The sequence below is a fragment of the Serratia marcescens genome (genome assembly GCF_029846115.1).
GTDB classification, from domain to species: domain Bacteria; phylum Pseudomonadota; class Gammaproteobacteria; order Enterobacterales; family Enterobacteriaceae; genus Serratia; species Serratia marcescens_L.
In genome coordinates, this window is sequence record NZ_JARVZZ010000001.1 from 4343926 (window position 1) to 4364276 (window position 20351).

The 20351-nt window shown below is 62.3% G+C and carries 17 protein-coding genes; 8 read left to right on the forward strand and 9 right to left on the reverse strand.

Annotated features, from left to right (window positions below; translation table 11 throughout):
• Positions 1 to 106: 106 nt before the first annotated feature.
• From QDT79_RS20770 to QDT79_RS20785, 4 genes are all read left to right on the forward strand, one after another.
• Positions 107 to 1618, forward strand: coding sequence for a sugar ABC transporter ATP-binding protein (locus QDT79_RS20770; protein WP_308317019.1), 1512 nt, complete (start codon positions 107 to 109; stop codon positions 1616 to 1618).
• The gene (locus QDT79_RS20775) at positions 1615 to 2610 is read left to right on the forward strand and encodes an ABC transporter permease (RefSeq protein WP_308317020.1); all 996 of its coding nucleotides are present in this window, start codon (positions 1615 to 1617) and stop codon (positions 2608 to 2610) included. Before QDT79_RS20770 ends, QDT79_RS20775 begins: the two co-directional genes overlap by 4 nt.
• A 244-nt stretch (positions 2611 to 2854) precedes the next feature.
• Positions 2855 to 4843, forward strand: coding sequence for a ligand-gated channel protein (locus QDT79_RS20780; RefSeq protein ID WP_063989228.1), 1989 nt, complete (start codon positions 2855 to 2857; stop codon positions 4841 to 4843).
• 55 nt (positions 4844 to 4898) lie between these two features.
• Positions 4899 to 5852 (forward strand): siderophore ABC transporter substrate-binding protein, encoded by a 954-nt coding sequence (locus tag QDT79_RS20785; RefSeq protein WP_308317021.1) that lies wholly within the window; start codon positions 4899 to 4901, stop codon positions 5850 to 5852.
• A gap of 810 nt (positions 5853 to 6662) precedes the next feature.
• On the opposite strand, the gene QDT79_RS20790 is transcribed toward QDT79_RS20785, so the two are convergent.
• Positions 6663 to 7451 carry an ABC transporter ATP-binding protein gene (locus QDT79_RS20790; RefSeq protein WP_033647994.1) on the reverse strand — a complete coding sequence of 263 codons (789 nt, stop codon included), beginning with the start codon at positions 7449 to 7451 and terminating at the stop codon, positions 6663 to 6665.
• Positions 7448 to 8530 (reverse strand): FecCD family ABC transporter permease, encoded by a 1083-nt coding sequence (locus QDT79_RS20795; protein WP_031300718.1) that lies wholly within the window; start codon positions 8528 to 8530, stop codon positions 7448 to 7450. The genes QDT79_RS20790 and QDT79_RS20795 overlap by 4 nt, the downstream gene beginning before the upstream one ends.
• A 363-nt stretch (positions 8531 to 8893) precedes the next feature.
• Here QDT79_RS20795 and QDT79_RS20800 point away from each other — a divergent pair, with 363 nt between their 5' ends.
• A complete protein-coding gene (locus QDT79_RS20800) occupies positions 8894 to 9994 on the forward strand; it encodes a GGDEF domain-containing protein (protein WP_107226534.1) in 1101 nt (366 codons plus the stop codon).
• Between the two features lie 45 nt (positions 9995 to 10039).
• Here the strand turns inward: QDT79_RS20800 and QDT79_RS20805 are convergent, their stop codons facing one another.
• From QDT79_RS20805 to QDT79_RS20815, 3 genes are all read right to left on the reverse strand, one after another.
• Positions 10040 to 11518 (reverse strand): amino acid permease, encoded by a 1479-nt coding sequence (locus QDT79_RS20805; protein ID WP_063989303.1) that lies wholly within the window; start codon positions 11516 to 11518, stop codon positions 10040 to 10042.
• A gap of 217 nt (positions 11519 to 11735) precedes the next feature.
• The gene (yieE, locus tag QDT79_RS20810) at positions 11736 to 12602 is read right to left on the reverse strand and encodes a DNA-binding transcriptional regulator YeiE (RefSeq protein WP_107226535.1); all 867 of its coding nucleotides are present in this window, start codon (positions 12600 to 12602) and stop codon (positions 11736 to 11738) included.
• Between the two features lie 97 nt (positions 12603 to 12699).
• Positions 12700 to 12897, reverse strand: coding sequence for a hypothetical protein (locus QDT79_RS20815; RefSeq protein WP_063989305.1), 198 nt, complete (start codon positions 12895 to 12897; stop codon positions 12700 to 12702).
• A 193-nt stretch (positions 12898 to 13090) separates the two neighbouring features.
• Here QDT79_RS20815 and QDT79_RS20820 point away from each other — a divergent pair, with 193 nt between their 5' ends.
• Both QDT79_RS20820 and nfo read left to right on the forward strand, forming a co-directional pair.
• Entirely contained in the window at positions 13091 to 14164 is a 1074-nt protein-coding gene (locus QDT79_RS20820; protein WP_063989306.1) for a YeiH family putative sulfate export transporter, read from the forward strand.
• Positions 14165 to 14254: 90 nt separating this feature from the next.
• A complete protein-coding gene (gene nfo / locus QDT79_RS20825; protein WP_016926988.1) occupies positions 14255 to 15094 on the forward strand; it encodes a deoxyribonuclease IV in 840 nt (279 codons plus the stop codon).
• Between the two features lie 19 nt (positions 15095 to 15113).
• Here the strand turns inward: nfo and QDT79_RS20830 are convergent, their stop codons facing one another.
• The 4 genes from QDT79_RS20830 to fruB all read right to left on the reverse strand — a co-directional run bounded on the left by QDT79_RS20830 (position 15114) and on the right by fruB (position 19637).
• Positions 15114 to 15707 carry a DJ-1/PfpI family protein gene (locus QDT79_RS20830; RefSeq protein WP_308317022.1) on the reverse strand — a complete coding sequence of 198 codons (594 nt, stop codon included), beginning with the start codon at positions 15705 to 15707 and terminating at the stop codon, positions 15114 to 15116.
• Positions 15708 to 15868: 161 nt separating this feature from the next.
• The gene (fruA, locus tag QDT79_RS20835) at positions 15869 to 17554 is read right to left on the reverse strand and encodes a PTS fructose transporter subunit IIBC (protein WP_308317023.1); all 1686 of its coding nucleotides are present in this window, start codon (positions 17552 to 17554) and stop codon (positions 15869 to 15871) included.
• 11 nt (positions 17555 to 17565) lie between these two features.
• Positions 17566 to 18507, reverse strand: coding sequence for a 1-phosphofructokinase (fruK, locus tag QDT79_RS20840; RefSeq protein WP_063989309.1), 942 nt, complete (start codon positions 18505 to 18507; stop codon positions 17566 to 17568).
• Complete coding sequence (gene fruB, locus QDT79_RS20845) at positions 18504 to 19637, reverse strand: fused PTS fructose transporter subunit IIA/HPr protein (RefSeq protein WP_308317024.1); 1134 nt, start codon at positions 19635 to 19637, stop codon at positions 18504 to 18506. Before fruB ends, fruK begins: the two co-directional genes overlap by 4 nt.
• 248 nt (positions 19638 to 19885) lie before the next feature.
• Between fruB and QDT79_RS20850 the strand changes: the two genes are divergently transcribed.
• The gene (locus tag QDT79_RS20850) at positions 19886 to 20308 is read left to right on the forward strand and encodes a nucleotide triphosphate diphosphatase NUDT15 (protein WP_063989311.1); all 423 of its coding nucleotides are present in this window, start codon (positions 19886 to 19888) and stop codon (positions 20306 to 20308) included.
• Positions 20309 to 20351: the final 43 nt, after the last annotated feature.

The following is a 20351-nucleotide window of genomic DNA, read 5'->3' on the forward strand; positions in this document are numbered from 1 at the left end:
CACGTTTTTCATCACCGTTATGCCATTTTGTTGGTTGCCAACGGCGCAATCTGTGTTACAACAGAGCAAAACAGCCATCTAAACATCTAAACGGCCTTATTACGCAATGTCAACCGCAACGCCTTCACGCCTCGAGATGCGCAATATCTCGATCGCCTTCGCCGGCTTCAACGCGCTGCAGGACGTGGACTTCACGCTGCAGGGCGGCTCAATCCACGCGCTGGTCGGCGCCAACGGCGCGGGCAAATCGACGCTGATGGCGATCCTCTCCGGCGCCCACGATCATTATCGCGGCGAGATCCTGATAGACGGCCAGGCGGTGGCGATTCACTCCCCGCTGCAGGCGCGCCGTCACGGTATTCACGTGGTGCAGCAGGAGGTCGACGTCGCACTGATCCCCACGCTGTCGGTGGCGGAGAATATCATGCTGGACTGGCTGAACGAGCCGGGCCACTGGCTGAACTGGGCGGAGCTGCACCGCCGCGCTGCGCAGTTGCTGCAGCAATGGGCGCTGCCGCTCAACCCGCGCAGGCGGCTGGCAGACTGCACGCTGGCGGAAAAACAGCAGGTGCTGCTGGCGCGCGCGCTGTCGCACCGCTGCCGTTTTCTGGTGCTCGACGAACCGACCGCGCCGCTCGATCGCGCCGAGAGCGAGCGCCTGTTTAACGTGGTGCGCCGCCTGCAATCCGAAGGCATCGGCATCGTGTTCATTTCCCACCGCATCCACGAACTGAGCGACATTTGCGATCGGCTGACGGTGCTGCGCGACGGCCGATGCGTCAGCGAGGACGCCATGCGCGGGCTGAGCGGCGAACAGATCGTCGAAAAGATGCTCGGCCATCGGCTGGACGACATTTTCCCGCCGCCGCGCCCGCCGCACGCCGAGCGAACGCTGCTGCAGGTGCAAGGCTTGCGCGATCGCCACAAGCTGCGCGACGTTTCGCTGCGGTTGCATGAGGGCGAGATCCTCGGCATCGCCGGGCTGGCCGGGGCCGGCAAAACCGAGCTGTGCAAGGCATTGTTCGGCGCCAGCGCCGTGCAGCTCGAGCGCGGCGAACTGCGCGGGCAGCCCTGGGCGCCGCGCGCGCCGCATCTCTCGGTCGAACAGGGGCTGGCGCTGGTACCGGAGGAACGCCGCAAAGAAGGCATTTTCATCGATGAGGCGATCCCGATGAACCTGAGCGTCAGCGCCGACGACAGCTTTTCGCGCTGGAGCCTGTTCAGCCGGCGGCAAGAGCTGCGCTGGGCGCGCGAGATCATGCAGCGCCTGAACATTCGCGCCTCGGGCCCGCAACAGCGGCTGGCGCGCCTGTCCGGCGGCAATCAACAAAAAGTGGCGATCGGCAAATGGCTGCGCGGCGACGCCGAGGTGCTGATCTTCGATGAACCGACCAAGGGCGTGGACATCAAGGCCAAGCAGGAGCTGTTTGGCCTGATCGACGGCCTGGCGCGCGCCGGCAAAGGCGTGATTTACGCCTCCGGCGAGTTCGCCGAGCTGATTGGCCTGTGCGATCGCATCTGCGTGCTGTGGGACGGCCGCATCGTGGCGGAGTTGAACGCCGCCAACATCGACGAAGAAACCTTATTGCTCTATTCCACCGGAGGAACCCCTGCGTGAGTAAAGAATTAGCCCTGCGGCCTGCGCTGCCCTGGCGTCAACAGCTGTTCGATTTCCTCTACAAATGGGGCATGCTGCTGACCGTCGCGGCGCTGATCGCCCTGTTCGGCCTGGCGTCGGACAACTTCCTCGATGCCAACAACATCATCAATATCCTGCGTTCGATCGCCATCGTGACGGTGATCGCTATCGGCGTCTCTGTCTCGCTGTCGGTCGGCGGTTTCGATCTGTCGGTCGGCTCGACCGCCTCGCTGGCCAACGCGCTGGTGATTTCGCTGTTCGTCTGGCACGGTTTCGACACCACCGGCGCCATCGTGGTGACGCTGCTGCTGTGCACGCTGGTCGGTCTGTTCAACGCCCTGCTGATCGTGGTGCTAAAAATCCCCGATATGCTGGCGACGCTGGCCAGCCTGTTCGTGATCCAGGGCGTGGCGATGACCTACAGCTACGGCGGTTCCATCACCCAAAACATGGTGCTGCCGAATGGCGACATGGCGGAAGGCCTGATCACGGAAGTGTTTTCCGCCCTCGGCCAGGTGCCGGTGATCGTGCTGATTATGCTGGCGGTCACCGTGACGGTGCAGCTGTTCCTGTCGTTGACCAAGCATGGCCGCCGCATGTATGCCATCGGCGGCAACCCTGAAGCGGCGCGCCTGTCGGGCATCCGCACCGTGCGTTACAGGGTTGCCGCTTACGTCATTTCTTCTTGGCTGGCAGCGCTTGGCGGCATTTTGCTGGCGTCACGTATCGGCTCTTCGCAGGTCAACGCCGGCGGCGGCTATCTGATGGATGCGGTGGCGGCGGCCTATATCGGCTTCTCGCTGGCCGGGGCCGGTAAACCCAATGCGCTCGGCACCCTGATCGGCGCGGTGATCCTCGGCGTGCTGCAAAACGGCCTGGTGATGCTGTCGGTGCCCTACTATGCCATGGACATTATCAAAGGTCTGGTGCTGGCACTGGCGCTGGCCATCACCTACATCCAGAAACGCTGATTATCCCCGGCGCACGCTCGCTGCGCCGCTTTTCCCTTTAATTCATCCGGTTACCCTTTCACGTCAGTAAAACCAGCATACAAATGATATGAATTATCATTAGCGTTTACATTCAGTAAAAAATCCTTACAATACCCTCACGCAACGCTGACGAAGCGAAGTATTTCTCAGCGAACGATGAATAATTTCATTAGAAATTCAATTGGTTAATTACTTTCACTTCAATCCAGGAAAGGTTTACCTCATGGAAACGCCACGTTACAGCAAGCTCGCCGCTCTGGTGATCGCCTCACTCAGCGCCACCGCCGCGCTGGCCGCGCCGCAGGACGACACCCAGGACACCATGGTCGTCACCGCCTCCGGTTTCCAGCAAAAAATTCAGGACTCCGCCGCTTCCATCTCGGTGATACCGCGCCAGCAGATCGAAGACAAGGCCTATCGCGACGTGACCGACGCACTGAAAGACGTGCCGGGCGTGGTGGTCACCGGCGGCGCCAGCAGCAGTGACATCAGCATCCGCGGCATGTCTTCCAAGTACACGCTGATCCTGGTGGACGGCAAGCGCGTCGACACCCGCGGTACCCGTCCGAACAGCGACAACGCCGGCATCGAACAGGGCTGGTTGCCGCCGATGGAAGCCATCGAGCGCATCGAAGTGGTGCGCGGGCCGATGTCTTCGCTGTACGGTTCCGACGCCATGGGCGGCGTGATCAACGTCATCACCCGCAAGACTTCCCGCACCGAGTGGAAAGGCTCGCTGCACGGCGACGCCACCCTTCAGGAAAACCGCGATTCCGGCGATCTGTTCCAGACCAACGCCTACGCCTCCGGCCCGCTGATTGAAGGCCTGCTCGGCGTGCGGGTCAACGGCCTGCTGTCGCGCCGCGCGGAAGATAAAATCGTCAACGGTTACAACGAACAGCGCATGCGCAGCGGCACCGCGGTGTTCACCCTGACGCCGGACGAGAAAAACGAATTCGACTTCGAAATCGGCCGTTCGCTGCAGGATCGCAACAGCACGCCGGGCAAATCGGTGGTGGCGGAGCGCTGCAGCAAAGGCAAATGCTCGCCGACGTCCCGCAGCGAAAGCCTGTATACGCGCACCAACTACTCGCTGACCCACAACGGCTATTATGACTTCGGCAACTCCACCAGCTACGTGCAGCGCGAAGAAACCGGTAACCCGGGCCGTAACATGAAGGCCTACAACACCATCTTCAACACCCAGAACCAGTTCGAGCTGGGTTCCCACATGCTGAACCTCGGCGGCCAATACCGCTATGAAAAACTGGGCGACGGCGGCAACCAGCTTGAATCGGCTCAAGGTCTCAGCAAGCTGACGCGCTGGAGCTGGGCATTGTTCGCTGAAGACGAATGGGCGCTGACCAACGACTTCAGCCTGACCAGCGGCATCCGCATGGATCAGGATGAAAACTTCGGCAGCCACTGGACCCCGCGCATGTACGGTGTCTGGCACCTGACCGAACAGTGGACGCTGAAAGGCGGCGTCTCCGCCGGTTACAAATCGCCGGATCTGCGCCAATCCTCCCCTAACTGGGGGCAGGTCACCGGCGGCGGCGTGCGTAAAGGCATCATCGTCGGTAACCCGGATTTGCAGCCAGAGAAGAGCCTGAGCGAAGAAATCGGCCTGATGTGGGATAGCCTGAAAGGCGTTAACGCCGGCGTGACGGTCTTCAACACCGACTTTAAAGACAAAATCACCGAAGTGCGCCGCTGCGAAGACACGCCGGATTGCACCATCGGCGGCACGTCCTACGACTTTATCAGCGATCGCGTCAACGTCGACAAAGCCAATATGCGCGGCGTAGAAGCCACCTTCGGCTGGCAGATCAACAAAGACTGGAAGTGGAACACCAACTACACCTACACCGCTTCCGAACAGAAGAGCGGCGAGTTCCAGGGCAAGGCGCTCAACCAGATGCCGAAGCACATGCTGAACACCGTGCTCGACTGGCGCGCCACGCAGGACCTCAGCCTGTGGTCGCGCGTTAACTTCCGCAGCCGTACCTCTGACTACCTGAGCCGCACCTCGATGGCCAAGAGCACGCCGTCCTACACCTTCGTCGATGCGGGCCTGAGCTATCAGGCGGCGAAAAACCTGCAGCTGACCGGCGGGGTCTACAACATCCTCGACAAGACCGTGGATTACGACCACTACAACACCACGCTGGACGGCCGCCGTTACACCGTCGGCATGACCTATAACTTCTGATGCCCCCGGGCGCGCGCTGCGCGCCCTTTTCATTCCATCTTCGTGAGGAAGCTTCATGAAATTACGCCGCTCCCCCCTGATGATCGCCCTGCTGGCCGCGATGGCGCTGGCGGGTTGCCACAGCAAAACCGATACGCCGGTAGCCGCTACCCCGGCCACCGTCAACGTCCAGCACCTGAACGGCAGCACCGAGGTGAAGAAGCACCCGCAGCGCATCGTGGTGCTGGATTACGCCTCGCTGGAAACGCTGCAGCTCCTGGGCGTCGAGCCGCTGGCGCTGCCCGGCAACCGCAAGAACTTGCCGGATAGCCTGAAGCGCTATCAGGATGACAAATACCTCAATGCCGGCACCCTGTTCGAGCCGGATATGGCCGTGCTGCGCGCCGCCAAGCCGGATCTGATCCTGATCGCCGGCCGGGCGTCCAAAGCCTATGACGAGCTGAACGCGCTGGCGCCAACGCTGAACATGTCCGTCGATCCGCAGGATCAGTTGGGCAGCCTGAAACAGCGCACGCTGCAGCTGGGCGAGCTGTTCGATAAGCAGCAGCAGGCGCAGGCGGCGATCGATAAGCTGGATGCGCAGATCGCGGCGGTCAAACCGCAGGCCGCTCAGGCCGGGCGCGGGCTGGTGGTGCTGTTCTCCGGCGGCAAGATCAGCGCTTATGCGCCCAAGAGCCGTTTCAGCTTCGTCTATGACGCTCTCGGCTTCTCGTCCGCGCTGCAGTCCGACGAAAAAGACGTACGCGGCAACAAGCTGACGCCTGAGCAGGTGGCCAAACTGAACCCGGACTGGCTGTTCGTTATCGACAGAGACGCCGCGACCGGACGGCCGAACGCGGTGGCACCGCAGAAGATCCTCACCGGCACCGCGCTGAAGAAAACCACGGCGGTGAAAAAAGGCCAGGTGGTTTACCTGCCGGCGGCCGAGGTTTACCTGTCCGGCGGCATCGTCACCGCCCAGCACGTCGTCGAACGCGTGAGCGAGGCGCTGAATCACGCAGCACGATAAAGAAAGCCCGGCGATGCCGTAATGCTGGTCAGTTAGCGTTTTTATGCAGGCTTTCGTGAAATTTTCGGTCGATAAAAGTGAGATGCCCCAGGTGGCTCACGCACCTCGACCGAGCCAGAGGCCGAAGGCGCGGCCCCTGGCAACCCGCGCCTTTGCCCTGTCAGACGGTTGGCTTTGCCAACGTTACTCAGCCCATCCCTGGGCCTCGCCCCTTCGGGGCCGCTGCAAGCAGCGTTCAAATCTGCTCCAGGCAGATTTGTCCTCTCTCCGCCATACCGCATTGAGGCCGGTTGCGACAGGCGTCCCTGCCTGTCTCACCTGAAACCGCCGTCCATGGCGGTTTCGCCTAATGCGCTATGCCTGCGTTCGGCGTCTTCGAGGGCACCCAACACCGTGCTCATCTCCAACTTCTCTACCACAACCTCATAAGCGACAGATTTCCCGGTAGCTGCCCGCACGGGTGTTGACCTTTGGCGCGCATCACCGGCTGCCGAGCAAGACAGCGTTGTCAGGGGCAACCGGCCAGGGAAGGCCGGTTGAGGCGAGACTAACAGGGATGTTTGTCGCAGCCGACCCGCCCGACAATGCAGACGCGGCGAGGGTATCCGCACAGCGGACAGTCGGTGTTAAGCGAAGGCGCGGGTGGAGGGGCCGTGCCTTCGGCCCCTCCAATTGCCGTTCATTGTGGTAACAGAGAAATTCGGGGCATTTACGGCAATTCCCCTGCACAGAACGCCCAGAGGCTGGATAAAAAAATGCCACTCGGGCTTAAGTGAGCGGCATTATGTGAAAAAGAAACTTTTTCTTGGATTAAATCGTCGGCTGGTTCACCAGACCGTCTATCAGCACCTGCGGCGTGCCCTGCGAGCAGCGTTCGATACGCCCGCGCACGCCGTAGACCCGCGCCAGGCTCTGTGGCGTAATCACCTGATCCGGCGCACCGTCGGCGATCAGATCGCCATCCTGCAGCATCAGCACGTGGTCGCCGTGACGCAGCGCGATGTTGATGTCATGCACCACCACCACCGTCACGATATTGCGCTTGCGGGTTTCGCGGCGCACCAAATCCATCACGTGGAACTGGTAGTTAAGATCGAGCGCGCTCAGCGGCTCATCCAGCAACAGCAGCGAGGGCTGACGGATCAGCGACTGCGCCAATCCCACCAACTGTTTCTGGCCGCCGGACAGCTGATCGAGATAGCTCAGCGCCAGGTGGGCGATGCCCAGTTGCTCCAGCAAGGCCATCACTTCGGCTTCGCTGCCGGCGTTGCTGCGGCCGCCCGAGGCGCGCTGCGCCACGATGATCGACTCCAGCACGTGCAGATGCACCCCGGCGGGCAGCGACTGCGGCAGGTACACCACTTTCTCCGCCCGACGGGCGAACGGCATCTGCATCAGATCGCCGTCGTCCAGCCACAGCTTGCCCTGCGCCGGGTTCAGCCCGGCCAGCGAGCGCAGCAGCGTCGATTTTCCGCTGCCGTTCGGCCCCAGCAGCACGGTGATTTGCCCGCGCGGCAGCATCGGCACCGAGAGATCGTCGATCACCTGGCGCTTCGGGTAGCCCGCCGAGAAGTGTTCTATTCGCAAGCCCTGACTCATACGTTCCCCCGGTGGCGCAGAATAATACTCAGGAAGAACGGCACCCCGACCAGCGACGTGACGATGCCCACCGGAATGATCACCCCAGGCACCAGATTTTTCGACGCCACCGAGGCCATCGACAGCACCAGCGCGCCAATCAGCGCGCTGGCCGGCAGATAGAAACGGTGATCTTCGCCGAAGATCATGCGCGCGATGTGCGGCGCCACCAGGCCGATAAAACCGATCGGCCCGACAAAGGCCACCGCCAGCGCCGAGAGAATGCTGATGCGCAGCAGCGTGGTCAGCCGCAGACGGCGCACGTCGATGCCGAAGCTCACCGCCCGGTCTTCACCCAGACGCAGCGCGGTCAGTTTCCACGAGCTCATCATCGACAGCGGCAGCAGCACGGCGAACACCCCGAACAAAATGCCCAACTTGTCCCACGAGGCGCGCGCCAGGCTGCCCATGGTCCAGAACACCAGCCCCTGCAGCGTGTCCTCGCTGGCGATGAACTGCATCATCGATACCAGCGCGTTGAAGGTAAACACCAGCGCAATGCCGAACAGCACCACACCGGAGGTGGCGACCCGCGTCCAGCGCGTGATGCCGTCGAGCATCAGCGCGGCGAACAGCGCAAAGATAAAGGCGTTGGCGGAGATGAACCATTGATCGGGAATGCCCGGAATGCCGATGCCGAGCACGATCGCCAGCGCGGCGCCAAAGGCCGCGGCGGATGACACGCCGAGGGTGAAGGGGCTGGCCAGCGGGTTATTCAGGATGGTCTGCATTTCCGCCCCGGCCAGGCCGAGCGCAAAACCCACCACCACCGCCATCAGCGCGTAAGGCAAGCGGATGTCCCAGACGATGACCCGCGTGCCGGCATCGGCCGCGGCGGGGTCAAGCAGCGTTTGCCATAAGGACGACAGCGACAGCCCGGACGGCCCCATGGTGAAATCCAGCAGCAGCGAGCCCAGGATCGCCAGTGCCAACACGCCCATCATCAACAGGCGATGGCGAAGAATATGCTGATAACGCCCCATCACGCCGGCGTTGGGTTGCCCCTTGGCGTCGGTCATGGGATCGGTGGATACGCTCATTCGTTAAGATACCTGTTACAACCATCATGACAGCGGCGCGAAGGCGTCCGCCGTAAACCGGAAAGCGCGCGGCGACAGCCTGCGCGCAGCCGTCCACAATAAAGCAAACGATAATACTTATCAATCATATCAATAGGTGAAAACAGCGTTATAGAAATGTAACAATTTGTTTTTACACGCCATTTTTCAAAGCACCACGCTTACCCCCGCCAGCGGCCATAAGGTTCATTATTCTGAAAGTTATTCCTGATCCGACCAGACTCTGACAAATAACGACAAAACCACATAGAATCCAAACCACAGCACCGCGCGTGCAAAAAACCTTCAGGCCGCCGCAAGAGCGGCCTTATTGACGAGGCTGTAATGAGAAGTCCATCTCCGGCGGTAACGCCCAAACGCCCGGCGCTGCTGAACTGGCTGTTGCACAGCCCACTGCACGCCGACGACGAGCCGTTTCAACGCCAGCTGCGGCTCACGCTGACGCCCTCTCCTCTCACTCCCTGGCTGAATGCCGTGGGGCCGGCGGCGCTGTTGGTAGGGTACGCCTGGCTGAACCAGCGGCTGGTCGGTATCGTTCTGCTGCTGCTGTTGCTGCTGTTGACCGCCGGGCGCGCCGGGTTGGCGCAGCGGCAACAATCCGCCTGGCCGAACGCCATGCTGGTGACGGTGTTGCTGTGGGCGCTGCTGGTTGGCGCCAGCGCCGCGCTGGCGATGCTGTCGGGCCGCTTCGTGCTGATCCTGTTCGCCGGTCTGACGATAACCGCCCTGGCCTGCTGGCTGATGCAGCGCCATGCCGCCGCGCCGCGCTTCGCGCTGCTTGAGGTGATCGCGCTGACGCTGCCCTACCTGCTGGCGGCGCCGCTGTCGCGCGTGCAAAACCTGTTTGTCCTGGCGGACCTCGCGCCGCTGTGGCTGGTGCTGGCCCATGGCATGATCGCGCGCTACCACCGTCAGCGGGTACAGCACGTCACGCTGGCCTGGGAGAAGCAGCAGGCGTCCCACCGCGATCGCCTGACCGGCTTCCTCAACCGCGCGGGCGGCGAGGTAGTGATGCGCAGCATCTGCCGCCCCGCAGCAGCACAGACGATCTCCCATCTGTTCATTCTTGAATTCGGCCCGCTGGCGGCGCTTTACCAAAGCCACGGCGTCCAGATCGGCGATGACGTGCTGCGCACCGTCGGTGAGCGCCTCAAGACGCTGCTCCGCCCCAGTGACTACGTCTGCCGCTACACCGGCGGCCTGTTTCTGATTCTGGTGCACGATCTGCCTTACGGCGCGGAAAGCGAGTTCCTGGCGCGCATCGTGCCGCCGCTGGAGGCGCCCTACGACTTTGGCGCGTTCGGCGAGGTGAACATGCAGCTCAACGCCGGTATTTTGGCGCTGACGCAGGATTATGCGACGGTGGAAGATTTGATGAGTTCGGCGCAGCAGGCGCTGGCGGAAGCCAAAGGCGGGAAAAAGTAAACCACACGCGGCGGGAGCCCCCCGCCGCGTCTCACTCTCCGAAAATTACTTCACGTCCATCTTCGGGAATTCCATTTCGCTGTACTTCACGACGCGGGTGCCGCGCGACAGCTTGTAACCGAACCAAATCAGCAGGAACAGCGGAATGCCGATGTAGGTCGCGGTCACGCCGTACCAGTCGATCTTGTCTTGCAGGAAGGCCTGGTAGTTCTGGCCCAGGGTAATGATCAGACACAGCACGAAGGCGAAGATCGGCCCCAGCGGGAAGAACCCGGAACGGTACGGCAAATCGTTCAGATCGCGGCCCTGCAGCATGTAACCGCGGCGGAAACGGTAGTGGCTGATGGCGATGCCCAACCAGGCGATGAAACCGGTCATGCCCGAGGTATTCAACAGCCACAGATAAACCGACTGGTTGCCGAACATTGACGTCAGGAAGCACAGGCCGGCCACCACGCAGGTCGCATACAGCGCGTTACGCGGCACGCCGCCTTTCGACAGCTTGGCGAAAATGCGCGGCGCCTTGCCTTCCGAAGCCAGGGTGTACAACATGCGGGTCGATGCATACATGCCCGAGTTACCGGCCGACAGCACCGCCGTCAGGATCACCGCGTTCATCACCGCCGCCGCCGACAGCAGGCCGGCATGCTGGAACACCAGGGTGAACGGGCTGACGCTGATATCTTTCACGTCGTTGCGCAGCAGGCTCGGATCGGTGTATGGAATGATCAGGCTGATGATCAGAATGGCGAAGATATAGAACAGCAGGATACGCCAGAACACCTGGCGCACCGCGCGCGGGATGTTTTTACCCGGATTCTCCGATTCGCCGGCCGCGATGCCGATGAGCTCGGTGCCCTGGAACGAGAAGCCGACGATCATCGCCACGCCAATCATCGCCGAGAAGCCACCGGCGAACGGCGCGTCTCCTACCGTCCAGTTCTGCCAGCCGGCGTGCTCGCCGCCCTTCAGAATACCGACGATCATCAGCACGCCGACGGCGATGAAGATAATCACGGTGCTGACCTTGATCAACGCGAACCAGTATTCTGCCTCGCCGAACCCTTTCACCGAAATGTAGTTCAGCAGGAACATCAGGCCGAGGAACAGTGCGCTCCAGATCCAGCCGGGGGTGTCCGGGAACCAGTAGTTCATCACCAACTGCGAGGCCACCAGGTCAACGGCGATGGTCACCGCCCAGTTGTACCAGTAGTTCCAGCCCAGCGCGAAGCCGAAGCCTTCTTCTACGTATTTGGCGCCGTAAGTGGAGAATGAACCGGAGACCGGCATAAAAGCCGCCAGTTCGCCCAGGCTGGTCATCAGGAAGTACACCATCAAACCGATCAGAGCGTATGACAGCAGCGCCCCACCGGGGCCTGCCTGAGAAACCGTGGCGCCCGAGGCAACGAACAGGCCGGTGCCGATGGAGCCGCCGATGGCGATCATGGTCAAATGCCGGGCTTTCAGCTCACGGCGCAATCCGGGTGCTTGCTGCCCCGATGTTTTTATATCCTGCTGAGCCATTCGTACCCTATCTGCTCTTTAAAAAATGAGGGCGGATTGTAACAAATACCCGCCGGTGAACTAGCAACATTGCACTGATATAAGATAGCTTCATAATTCAGAGGCAATTATTAGCCGCGGCCCTTATGGCCTTACTTACTCTCATTAATGTGAGCGCGCGCAGGTTTTTATGCTTTTTCCTGCCTGCGCGGCAGCAGAGGACGTGACGCGCTGTCGATTACAACGCGCAATAGCTGAGAAAACGCTGCAACGCGTTGGAAATGTGCTTTTGCCGATGGCGGATCAGGTACAGGGTGCGCCGCAGCGGCGGCAGCGGCACCGCCAGTTCCACCAGCGCGCCGCTGGCCAACTGTTCCGCCACCACCCGCCGCGACAGGCAGCTGATGCCGATACCATGCCGCACCGCGTGCTTGATCGCCTCCGAGTTGCCGAGCTCCATCACCAGTTGGAAGTGCGGCAGGTGCGCCAACAGCAGATGATCCAGCACCTCGCGGGTGCCCGAACCGCGCTCACGCAGGATCCACGGCGCATTGGCCAGCGCCTCCAGCGTTGGCGGCTCGCGGGTCAGCGGGTTGTCCGGCGCGGCGAACACCACCAGCTCGTCCTCCAGCCACGGCTGAGTCACCAGCTCCGGCATATGGCAAGGCCCTTCGATCAGCCCCAGATCGACGCGAAAATCCGCCACCGCCACGATCACGTCCTGGCTGTTGCCGACGTTCAGCTCCAGCGGCGTAGCCGGAAAATCCCGGCGGTAACGGGCGATCATCTCCGGCAGCATGTAGTTGCCGATGGTGCTGCTGGCGGCGATGCGCAGCGCCCCGCCGTCATGACGAAACAGCTGCTCGATCTCCCCCGCCTGCTCCAGCAGCGCCAGCGCCTTGGGATACAGCAACCGGCCGTGCTCGTTGATCACCAGCCGTTTGCCGACACGATCGAACAGCTGCACGCCCAGCTGCCCTTCCAGATCCGCCAGCGCCGCACTGACCGCCGACTGCGACAGCGCCAGTACCACCGAGGCCTGAGTGGTCGAACCGCTTTTCAGCACTTCGGTGAAGACTTCCAGTTGACGCAACGTGATATGCATAGCTGTCCCGGTATTGAAAGACGGTTCTGCCAGAGAACCGCAACATATGTGGTGGGTAGCCCGGCGAGGCTACCTCGTTTACGGCCAATTCAGCGCGCTACTTGCCCAAGGCGATCAGCTGCGCCGCCTCAGCCAGCGCCGCCTCGCGCGGCGTGCCGGTTTCGTCCCGCTGTATTAATTGCAGCATCGCCACCAGGTGGTCGCGATCGACCACCTTGTTTTCTTCAATCAAACGCCGCACCGCGCGCCCCACTTCCTGGTCTATCTGCTCTCTGCGTTGATCGTCGGTATCCATCGCCTGCTCCTGTTCAGTTGGAAAGTTGACGGCGGCTCGCCGCTCCTCCTCACCCTAGCCGCAATGCGGCTGTATGCCAATGCCTGACTCAATACCACTTATTCAGATAGGTTATAAATATATAATCAATTTCTCTTTTATTCAGCCCAAACGTACTCTTAGCAGCAAGAAACAGACTGAAGGACTGACTTTTATGGCGACTGATACCACTCACACTTATCCCGAGCGACGCTTTCCGCTGTTCGGCCTGCCGCGGCTGGTGCCGGGGCTGGCGCTGACCGGCGCGCTCACCGCGCTGGCCGTCTGGGCCGGCGATATTCCCTGGGTGGCGGAGCTGGGCCTGGGGGCGCTGACGCTGGCGATCCTGTTCGGCATTCTGGTGGGCAACACGCTGTATCCCCGCTGGCAAACCGTTTGTCACGGCGGCGTACAGCTGGCCAAACAACGCCTGCTGCGTCTGGGCATTATCCTTTACGGCTTCCGCCTGACCTTTCAGCAGATCGCCGACGTGGGCGCCAGCGGCATCATTATCGATGCGCTGACCCTGACCACCACCTTCCTGCTGGCCTGTTGGCTCGGCAAGAAGGTGTTCGGCATCGACAGCCAGACCGCGATGCTGATCGGCGCCGGCAGCAGCATTTGCGGCGCGGCGGCGGTGATGGCCACCGAGCCGGTGCTGAAGGCCGACTCCAGCAAAGTGGCGGTGGCGGTCTCGACCGTGGTGGTGTTCGGCACCCTGGCAATCTTCGCCTACCCGTGGCTGTACCAGTTGAATGAACACTTCCAATGGCTGCCGTTCAGCCAGGAAACTTTCGGCATCTACGCCGGCTCCACCATCCACGAAGTGGCTCAGGTGGTCGCTGCCGGGCATGCCATCGGGCCGGACGCCGAAAATGCGGCGGTGATCGCCAAGATGATCCGCGTGATGATGCTGGCGCCGTTCCTGCTGCTGCTGTCGGGCTACATCAGCCGCGGCAGCGCAGGCAAGGCGGAAAAATCCGCGATTACCATTCCGTGGTTTGCCGTGCTGTTTATCGCCGTCGCCGGGCTGAACTCCTTCAACCTGCTGCCGGCCACGCTGGTGCGCCACCTGATCACCGCCGACACCTGGATGCTGGCGATGGCGATGGCGGCATTGGGGTTGACCACCCACATCAGCGCCGTGCGCCAGGCCGGGGTGAAACCGATTCTGCTGGCCACGCTGCTGTTCGTCTGGCTACTGGTCGGCGGCGGCGCGATCAACCAGCTGGTGCAACACTGGCTCTAATCATTCCCTTCTGCGGCCCGCTTCGGCGGGCCGCATTTATTCCGCCCGCCATCAATGCCATAATGTCACCGATAACACAGGAGAATGAAGATGAAGTTTGTCGGTGCACATGTCAGCGCGTCAGGCGGCGTGGATCAGGCGGTTATCCGCGCGCACGAATTGGAGGCGACCGCGTTCGCCCTGTTCACCAAAAATCAGCGTCAATGGAAGGCCGCGCCGCTGGCTGCCGACGTGATCGATAAGTTCAAGAGCGCCTGCGCCCAGTACGGCTTCGGGCCGGGGCAGATCCTGCCGCACGACAGCTACCTGATCAACCTGGGCCACCCGGTGGCCGAGGCGTTGGAAAAATCGCGCGAGGCGTTCATCGACGAGCTACAGCGCTGCGAACAGCTGGGGCTGACGCTGTTGAACTTCCACCCCGGCAGCCACCTGCTGCAAATCGATGAAGACAAGTGCCTGGCGCGCATCGCCGAATCGATCAACATCGCGCTGGATAAAACCGCCGGTGTGACGGCGGTGATCGAAAACACCGCCGGCCAGGGCAGCAACCTGGGCTTCAAGTTCGAGCACCTGGCGGCGATCATCGACGGAGTGGAAGACAAAAGCCGCGTCGGCGTTTGCATCGACACCTGCCACGCCTTCGCCGCCGGCTACGATCTGCGTACCGAAGAAGAGTGCGAGCGTACTTTTAAGCAGCTTGGCGACATCGTCGGTTTCAACTACCTGCGCGGCATGCACCTGAACGATGCCAAGAGCGAGTTCAACAGCCGCGTCGACCGTCACCACAGCCTGGGGGAAGGCAACATCGGCAAAACGGTGTTCAGCTACATCATGCGCGATCCGCGTTTCGACAATATCCCGCTGATTTTGGAGACGGTAAACCCGGATATCTGGGCGGAAGAGATTGCCTGGCTGAAGGCGCAGCAGTAACTCTTCCCTGGCCGCTCGCCTAAGCGCGAGCGGTTTCCCCCACCGCGTGCTCCGCCGCCAGCATGGCGCTGAACTGGCGCAGCGTTTCTTCATCCAAACCCGCAGCCCTGAACACACCGGCGGTAAAACTGACCGGCGCCGATCCCGGTGCCGTAATGACACGGTCATCCACGACGGCGGTGGCGCTCGCAACGAAATGGCGCTGGCCGGTGTAGCCCTCAGCATGGCGCGTCAAAAACCCGGCATCGTTGGAAGTATGCGCCCTGCCGTTCAACAGGCCGGCCCGCGCCAACGCCAGCGTTCCACCGCAAATGCCCGCCAGGGTTGCGCCGCGTTGAAACTGCTCGTTGAGCAACGCGCTGATGTCCGGCGCCCGTTCGGTTTCCCACAGGGTGCCGCCGACCACCACCAGCACCTCGGGGCGCCAATCCGCCAATTCGGCCACGCTTTTTTCAACCTCTACCGTCAGCCCGCCCTGTGAACGAAGCTTTCCGGCCTGCGGCGCAAAAAACGCCACCTCCAGCCCATAAAACGGGCCGCCAACGCCGGCAATCAGCGCGTATTCCCAATCGGCAAAACCGGATGTCAGTACGATCGCCACTTTTTTAGCCACGGATGAATCTCCTTGAGTCATTGCTTGCTCGCAGGAACAAGGTCGCGCCATCAGCTTAGAAAGCGCTGTGATTTTTGGCCAGGGGTAAATCGTGCTGACTGCCTAAGGCACAAACAAAAACGCGCAGCTCGGGGCTGCGCGTTTTGCGGTATCGACGAGGCTTACGCCGCGGCGGTAACCGGCACTTCAGCACGTTTCAGCAGGGCATAAGCCACACCCGCCAACAGCGTACCGGCGGCGATCGCCACCAGGTACAGCAACACCGGCGAAATCGCGCCCGGGATCAGCAGCACGAACAGCCCGCCGTGCGGCGCCATCAGCTTGGCGCCGAAGGCCATCGACAGCGCGCCGGTCAGCGCCCCGCCGGCAATGCAGCACGGCAACACGCGCATCGGGTCGCGGGCGGCGAACGGAATCGCCCCTTCGGTGATGAAGCACAGCCCCAGCACCAGCGCTGCCTTGCCGCCTTCCTGTTCGGATTTCGGGAACTTGCGGCGCGCCAGCAGCGTCGCCAGCCCCATCGCCAACGGGGGCACCATGCCCGCCGCCATGATCGCCGCCATCGGCGCATACACCGAGGAACTGAGCAGCGCGACGCCGAAGGCGTAGGCCGCTTTGTTCACCGGGCCGCCCATGTCGGTACACATCATGCCGCCCAGGATAGCCCCCAGCAGTACGGCATTGGCGGTGCCCAGCGATTGCAGCCAATGCGTCAGACCTTCCATGATTTTCGCTACCGGCGTGCCGACCACGTAAATCATGATGAGGCCGGTGATCAGGCTGGCCACCAGCGGAATGATCAAGATTGGCTTCAGCGCTTCCATACTCTGCGGCAGGCGCAGTTTGCTGCTGATCGCCCTGGCGACGTAACCCGCCAGGAAGCCGGCGATGATGCCGCCGAGGAACCCGGCGCCGGTGCTCACCGCCAGCATGCCGCCGATCAGGCCCGGCGTCAGGCCCGGACGATCCGCGATGGAGAAGGCGATGAAACCGGCCAATACCGGCACCATCAGCGCAAAGGCGGAGCCGCCGCCGATCTGCATCAGCGCCGCCGCCAACGTGCCTTTGACTTCAAACGCCTTGATGCCGAACACGAACGACAGCGCGATGCACAGGCCGCCGGCCACCACCATCGGCAGCATGTAGGACACGCCGGTCAGCAGGTGGCGATACGGGCCTGTGCCCTCTTTCTTTTTCGCCGCCGGCGCTGCGCCGCCGCGCTGCTGCGGCTGGAACACCTCCGCTTCGGCCAGCGCCTTGTCCAGTTCCTGGGCGGTTTTCTTCAGCGCCAGCCCGGTGGAAGTGCGGTACATCGGCTTACCGGCAAACTTGTCCAGATCCACTTCGATGTCCGCCGCAACGATCACCAGATCCGCCGCCGCCACCTCTTCCGGGGTGATGGCGTTGCCGGCACCGACGGAGCCGCGCGTTTCCACCTTCACCCACCAGCCGCGTTTTTTCGCTTCACTTTCAATGGCTTCGGCCGCCATAAAGGTGTGCGCCACGCCGGTTGGGCAAGCGGTGATCGCCACGATGCGTTTTTGCCCATCGGCTTTCACCGGCGCCGCCACCTGCGGCGCCTGATAGGATTCAGCTTCGGTCTTGGCGCGCGCCAGAAAAGCGTCCGGTTCCCGCACCGCCTGTTCTACGTCGCCCACATACACCAATTTGCCGTTCAGCCCGGCGTCAGCGGGGGCAGACTGCCCCGCCACCGCCACCAGTTCGGCGTCCTGCACCGACTCGACCAGCGTCAGGCCGGCTTTGGCCGCGGCGGCCTCCAGCATGCGTTTCGCCAGGTGGCCACGGGCCTGCCCCAACGAACTGTCTACCATCAGCAGCGTTTTCATTCTGCCTCCTGCTATTGATTGAAAGGTTTCAGATCGACGCGCGCCATCATCGCGGCCAACTGGGGACGATCGGTCACGCCGACGTTGCTCTGGCTGACCGCCAGCGCCGCTACCGCCGTGGCCAGACGCAGAGTGTGCTCGCTGGATTCGCGCATCAGCAGGCCGTAAATCAGGCCGCCGACCATCGAATCGCCGGCGCCCACGGTGCTGACCACCTCACAGGACGGCGGTTTGGCGATCCAGGCGCCCGAGGCGTTAACCCACAGCGCGCCTTCCGCGCCGAGGGAGATCACCACGTGGGCGATGCCCTGTTCGCGCAGCGCATGCGCGGCCTCGACCACGTCCGCCAGCGTCGGCAGCGGACGGCCGGCCCAGATTTCCAGCTCGCGGCGGTTCGGTTTCACCAGCCACGGCGAGGCCTTCAGCCCGGCGACCAGCGCTTCGCGGCTGCTGTCGAAAATGATGCACGGGCACTTGGCGCGCAGCTGGGTCATCCAGTCGGTAAAGGCTTCGGGATCGACGCCGGCCGGCAGGCTGCCGCTCACCGCCACCATGTCGAACTGGCCCAGCCAGCTCAGCGAGTCGCTGACGAAGCGATCCCAGTCCTGCGGCGTCACTTCAAAACCGGAGAAGTTGAAGTCGGTCACTTCACCGTCTTTTTCCGTCAGCTTGACGTTGATGCGGGTGCGGCCCGGCACCACTTGGAAGCGGTTGGCGATCCCCAGATCGCTGAACAGCAGCTGGAAACCGTCCTGATTGTCTTTACCCAGGAAACCGCCGACGGTGACGTCGATGCCCAAATCCTTCAACACTTTGGCGACGTTGATGCCCTTGCCGGCGGCGTGCAGGCCGGCGGTTTTTACCCGGTTGACTTCCCCGCGCTCGATCTGCGGGCAGAAGCCCACCAGATCGTACGCCGGGTTCAGGGTGATCGTTGCTACTCTTCTGCTCATGCTGCGCCCTCGCCCAGTCCTTCATTAATCGCTTCGCCGATCGCCTTCAGCGCGGCTTCAGCATCTTCTCCATTGGCGGTAAAGCGCAGGTGATGCCCTTTTTTCACCCCCAGCGCCACCACCTTCATCAGGCTGCGCCCGTTGGCCGGCTTACCGCTGCCGTCCAGGTTGGTGACGGTGATGTCACTGTTGAAACTTTTGATCACGTTGACCAGCGCCGTGCCCGGCCGTGCGTGCAGGCCGTGCTCGTTGCGGATCACGAATTCGGCGCTCAGCACGCTGCTCTCCTCGGCCACTTCGCTGGTCAGCAGCGCCAGCACCCCGGCGGCATCCGCCTTCAGCAGGCGTTCAGCTTTGTTGGCCAGCAGCAGATCGCTGAGGTAGTTGAGCACCGCCAGCGGCTGCGCATCGGCGACCGACACCGTCAGCAGCAGCGCCACCGGCTCGCCGTCTTCCACGAAAGCCTGCGCCGGGCGGCTGACGGTGGCCGCGCTGGCCAGGTTGCCTTCGACGCTGTCGCTCAGCCAGATGCCCTGCCCCAGGTTCAGCGGCTTGCGGGTGATGGCATCGCTGACGAACTGCGCGTTGACTGCGCCAACCTTTTGCAGCCGGCCGGCGTTCAGCGCCTGCAGCGTCATCAGGCTGTCGGCCGCGACGTCGAGCGCAATCAGCGAAACGTCGAACTGGAATTCGGCGCTCTGCTGTTCGCCCATCAGCAGGCCGCGCAGCTCTTCCGCGGAGGTGGTTTTCGCCAGCCGTTCCGCCACGCCGTCATCGCTCAGCACGTGAGTGAGCTGGCGCAGCAGCGCCAAATGCTCGTCGGAGCGGGCGGCGATACCGATCGCCACATAGGCGGTCTGGCCTTCGCCCCAGGCGATGCCCTGCGGGAACTGGAACACCTGCACGCCGGTTTTCAGCACCAGATCGCGGGTATCGGTGGTGCCGTGCGGAATGGCAATGCCGTTGCCCAGGTAGGTGGACGTCTGCAGTTCGCGCTGCAGCATGCCGTCCACGTAACCGGCGCTGACGCAGCCGGCTTCGGTCAGGGCGGCAGCCACCTGGCGGATGGCCTCTTGCTTACCGTCGGCAGCGGCGCCCAGATGAATGTCTTGCGGTGACAACTGGAACATGATTCTCCTCTCCTGCTGAATTGAATCGTTTCAGCTTCATTGAGAAAAAGGAGCGTGACCCGTTCGCCACAAGCGGTCGGATAACGCTGAAACGTTTCAAGGAGTGTGTAAGCAGCGCAAGTCGAAAGCAAGCTTTCTCCCTTTTGCCATTACAGATTTTTGAGCTTACGCACACTTTCGCCGGCGTATTGGCCCACACCGGGGGCAAAATGACATACTGTGCTGAAACTTTGCTGACGGAGAAAAGCATGAACGTAGTGACGGGCGTCGGGGTGATCATCGTCAACCCGCAGGGCGAGATTTTGTTGGGCAAACGCTGCGGTCCGCACGCACCCTTTTGGTCGATCCCCGGCGGGCATCTGGAGGCCGGTGAAACCTTCGAGCAGTGCGCCCAGCGCGAAATCGCCGAAGAGACCGGGTTGCTCATCGCTCCGCCGCGCTTCGTGGGCGTCAGCAACAATCTGCAAACCTGGCGCGCCGAAGGCAAACACACGGTGTCTGTCTGCCTGCAGGTGGATCATCCCGGCGGCGACGCCGAGCTGAAAGAACCTGAAAAGTGCGCCGAATGGCGCTGGTGCGCGCCAGACGCCCTGCCGGAACCGCATTTCGAAGCCAGCCGCACCGCGATCCGCCTGTGGCTGAGCGGCCAAGCCTATTTGCCCACGGCCTGACCCATCGCGAGCGCGTGTTGCGCTCGCTTCCCCTGCCGCACAA

Bases quoted from the DNA above. Each gene is read 5' to 3' on its own strand.
- QDT79_RS20770 (WP_308317019.1), top strand. From the start codon at position 107: ATGTCAACCGCAACGCCTTCACGCCTCGAGATGCGCAATATCTCGATC.
- QDT79_RS20780 (WP_063989228.1), top strand. From the start codon at position 2,855: ATGGAAACGCCACGTTACAGCAAGCTCGCCGCTCTGGTGATCGCCTCA.
- QDT79_RS20785 (WP_308317021.1), top strand. From the start codon at position 4,899: ATGAAATTACGCCGCTCCCCCCTGATGATCGCCCTGCTGGCCGCGATG.
- QDT79_RS20790 (WP_033647994.1), bottom strand. From the start codon at position 7,451: ATGAGTCAGGGCTTGCGAATAGAACACTTCTCGGCGGGCTACCCGAAG.
- QDT79_RS20795 (WP_031300718.1), bottom strand. From the start codon at position 8,530: ATGAGCGTATCCACCGATCCCATGACCGACGCCAAGGGGCAACCCAAC.
- QDT79_RS20800 (WP_107226534.1), top strand. From the start codon at position 8,894: ATGAGAAGTCCATCTCCGGCGGTAACGCCCAAACGCCCGGCGCTGCTG.
- QDT79_RS20805 (WP_063989303.1), bottom strand. From the start codon at position 11,518: ATGGCTCAGCAGGATATAAAAACATCGGGGCAGCAAGCACCCGGATTG.
- yieE (WP_107226535.1), bottom strand. From the start codon at position 12,602: ATGCATATCACGTTGCGTCAACTGGAAGTCTTCACCGAAGTGCTGAAA.
- QDT79_RS20815 (WP_063989305.1), bottom strand. From the start codon at position 12,897: ATGGATACCGACGATCAACGCAGAGAGCAGATAGACCAGGAAGTGGGG.
- QDT79_RS20820 (WP_063989306.1), top strand. From the start codon at position 13,091: ATGGCGACTGATACCACTCACACTTATCCCGAGCGACGCTTTCCGCTG.
- nfo (WP_016926988.1), top strand. From the start codon at position 14,255: ATGAAGTTTGTCGGTGCACATGTCAGCGCGTCAGGCGGCGTGGATCAG.
- fruA (WP_308317023.1), bottom strand. From the start codon at position 17,554: ATGAAAACGCTGCTGATGGTAGACAGTTCGTTGGGGCAGGCCCGTGGC.
- fruK (WP_063989309.1), bottom strand. From the start codon at position 18,507: ATGAGCAGAAGAGTAGCAACGATCACCCTGAACCCGGCGTACGATCTG.
- fruB (WP_308317024.1), bottom strand. From the start codon at position 19,637: ATGTTCCAGTTGTCACCGCAAGACATTCATCTGGGCGCCGCTGCCGAC.
- QDT79_RS20850 (WP_063989311.1), top strand. From the start codon at position 19,886: ATGAACGTAGTGACGGGCGTCGGGGTGATCATCGTCAACCCGCAGGGC.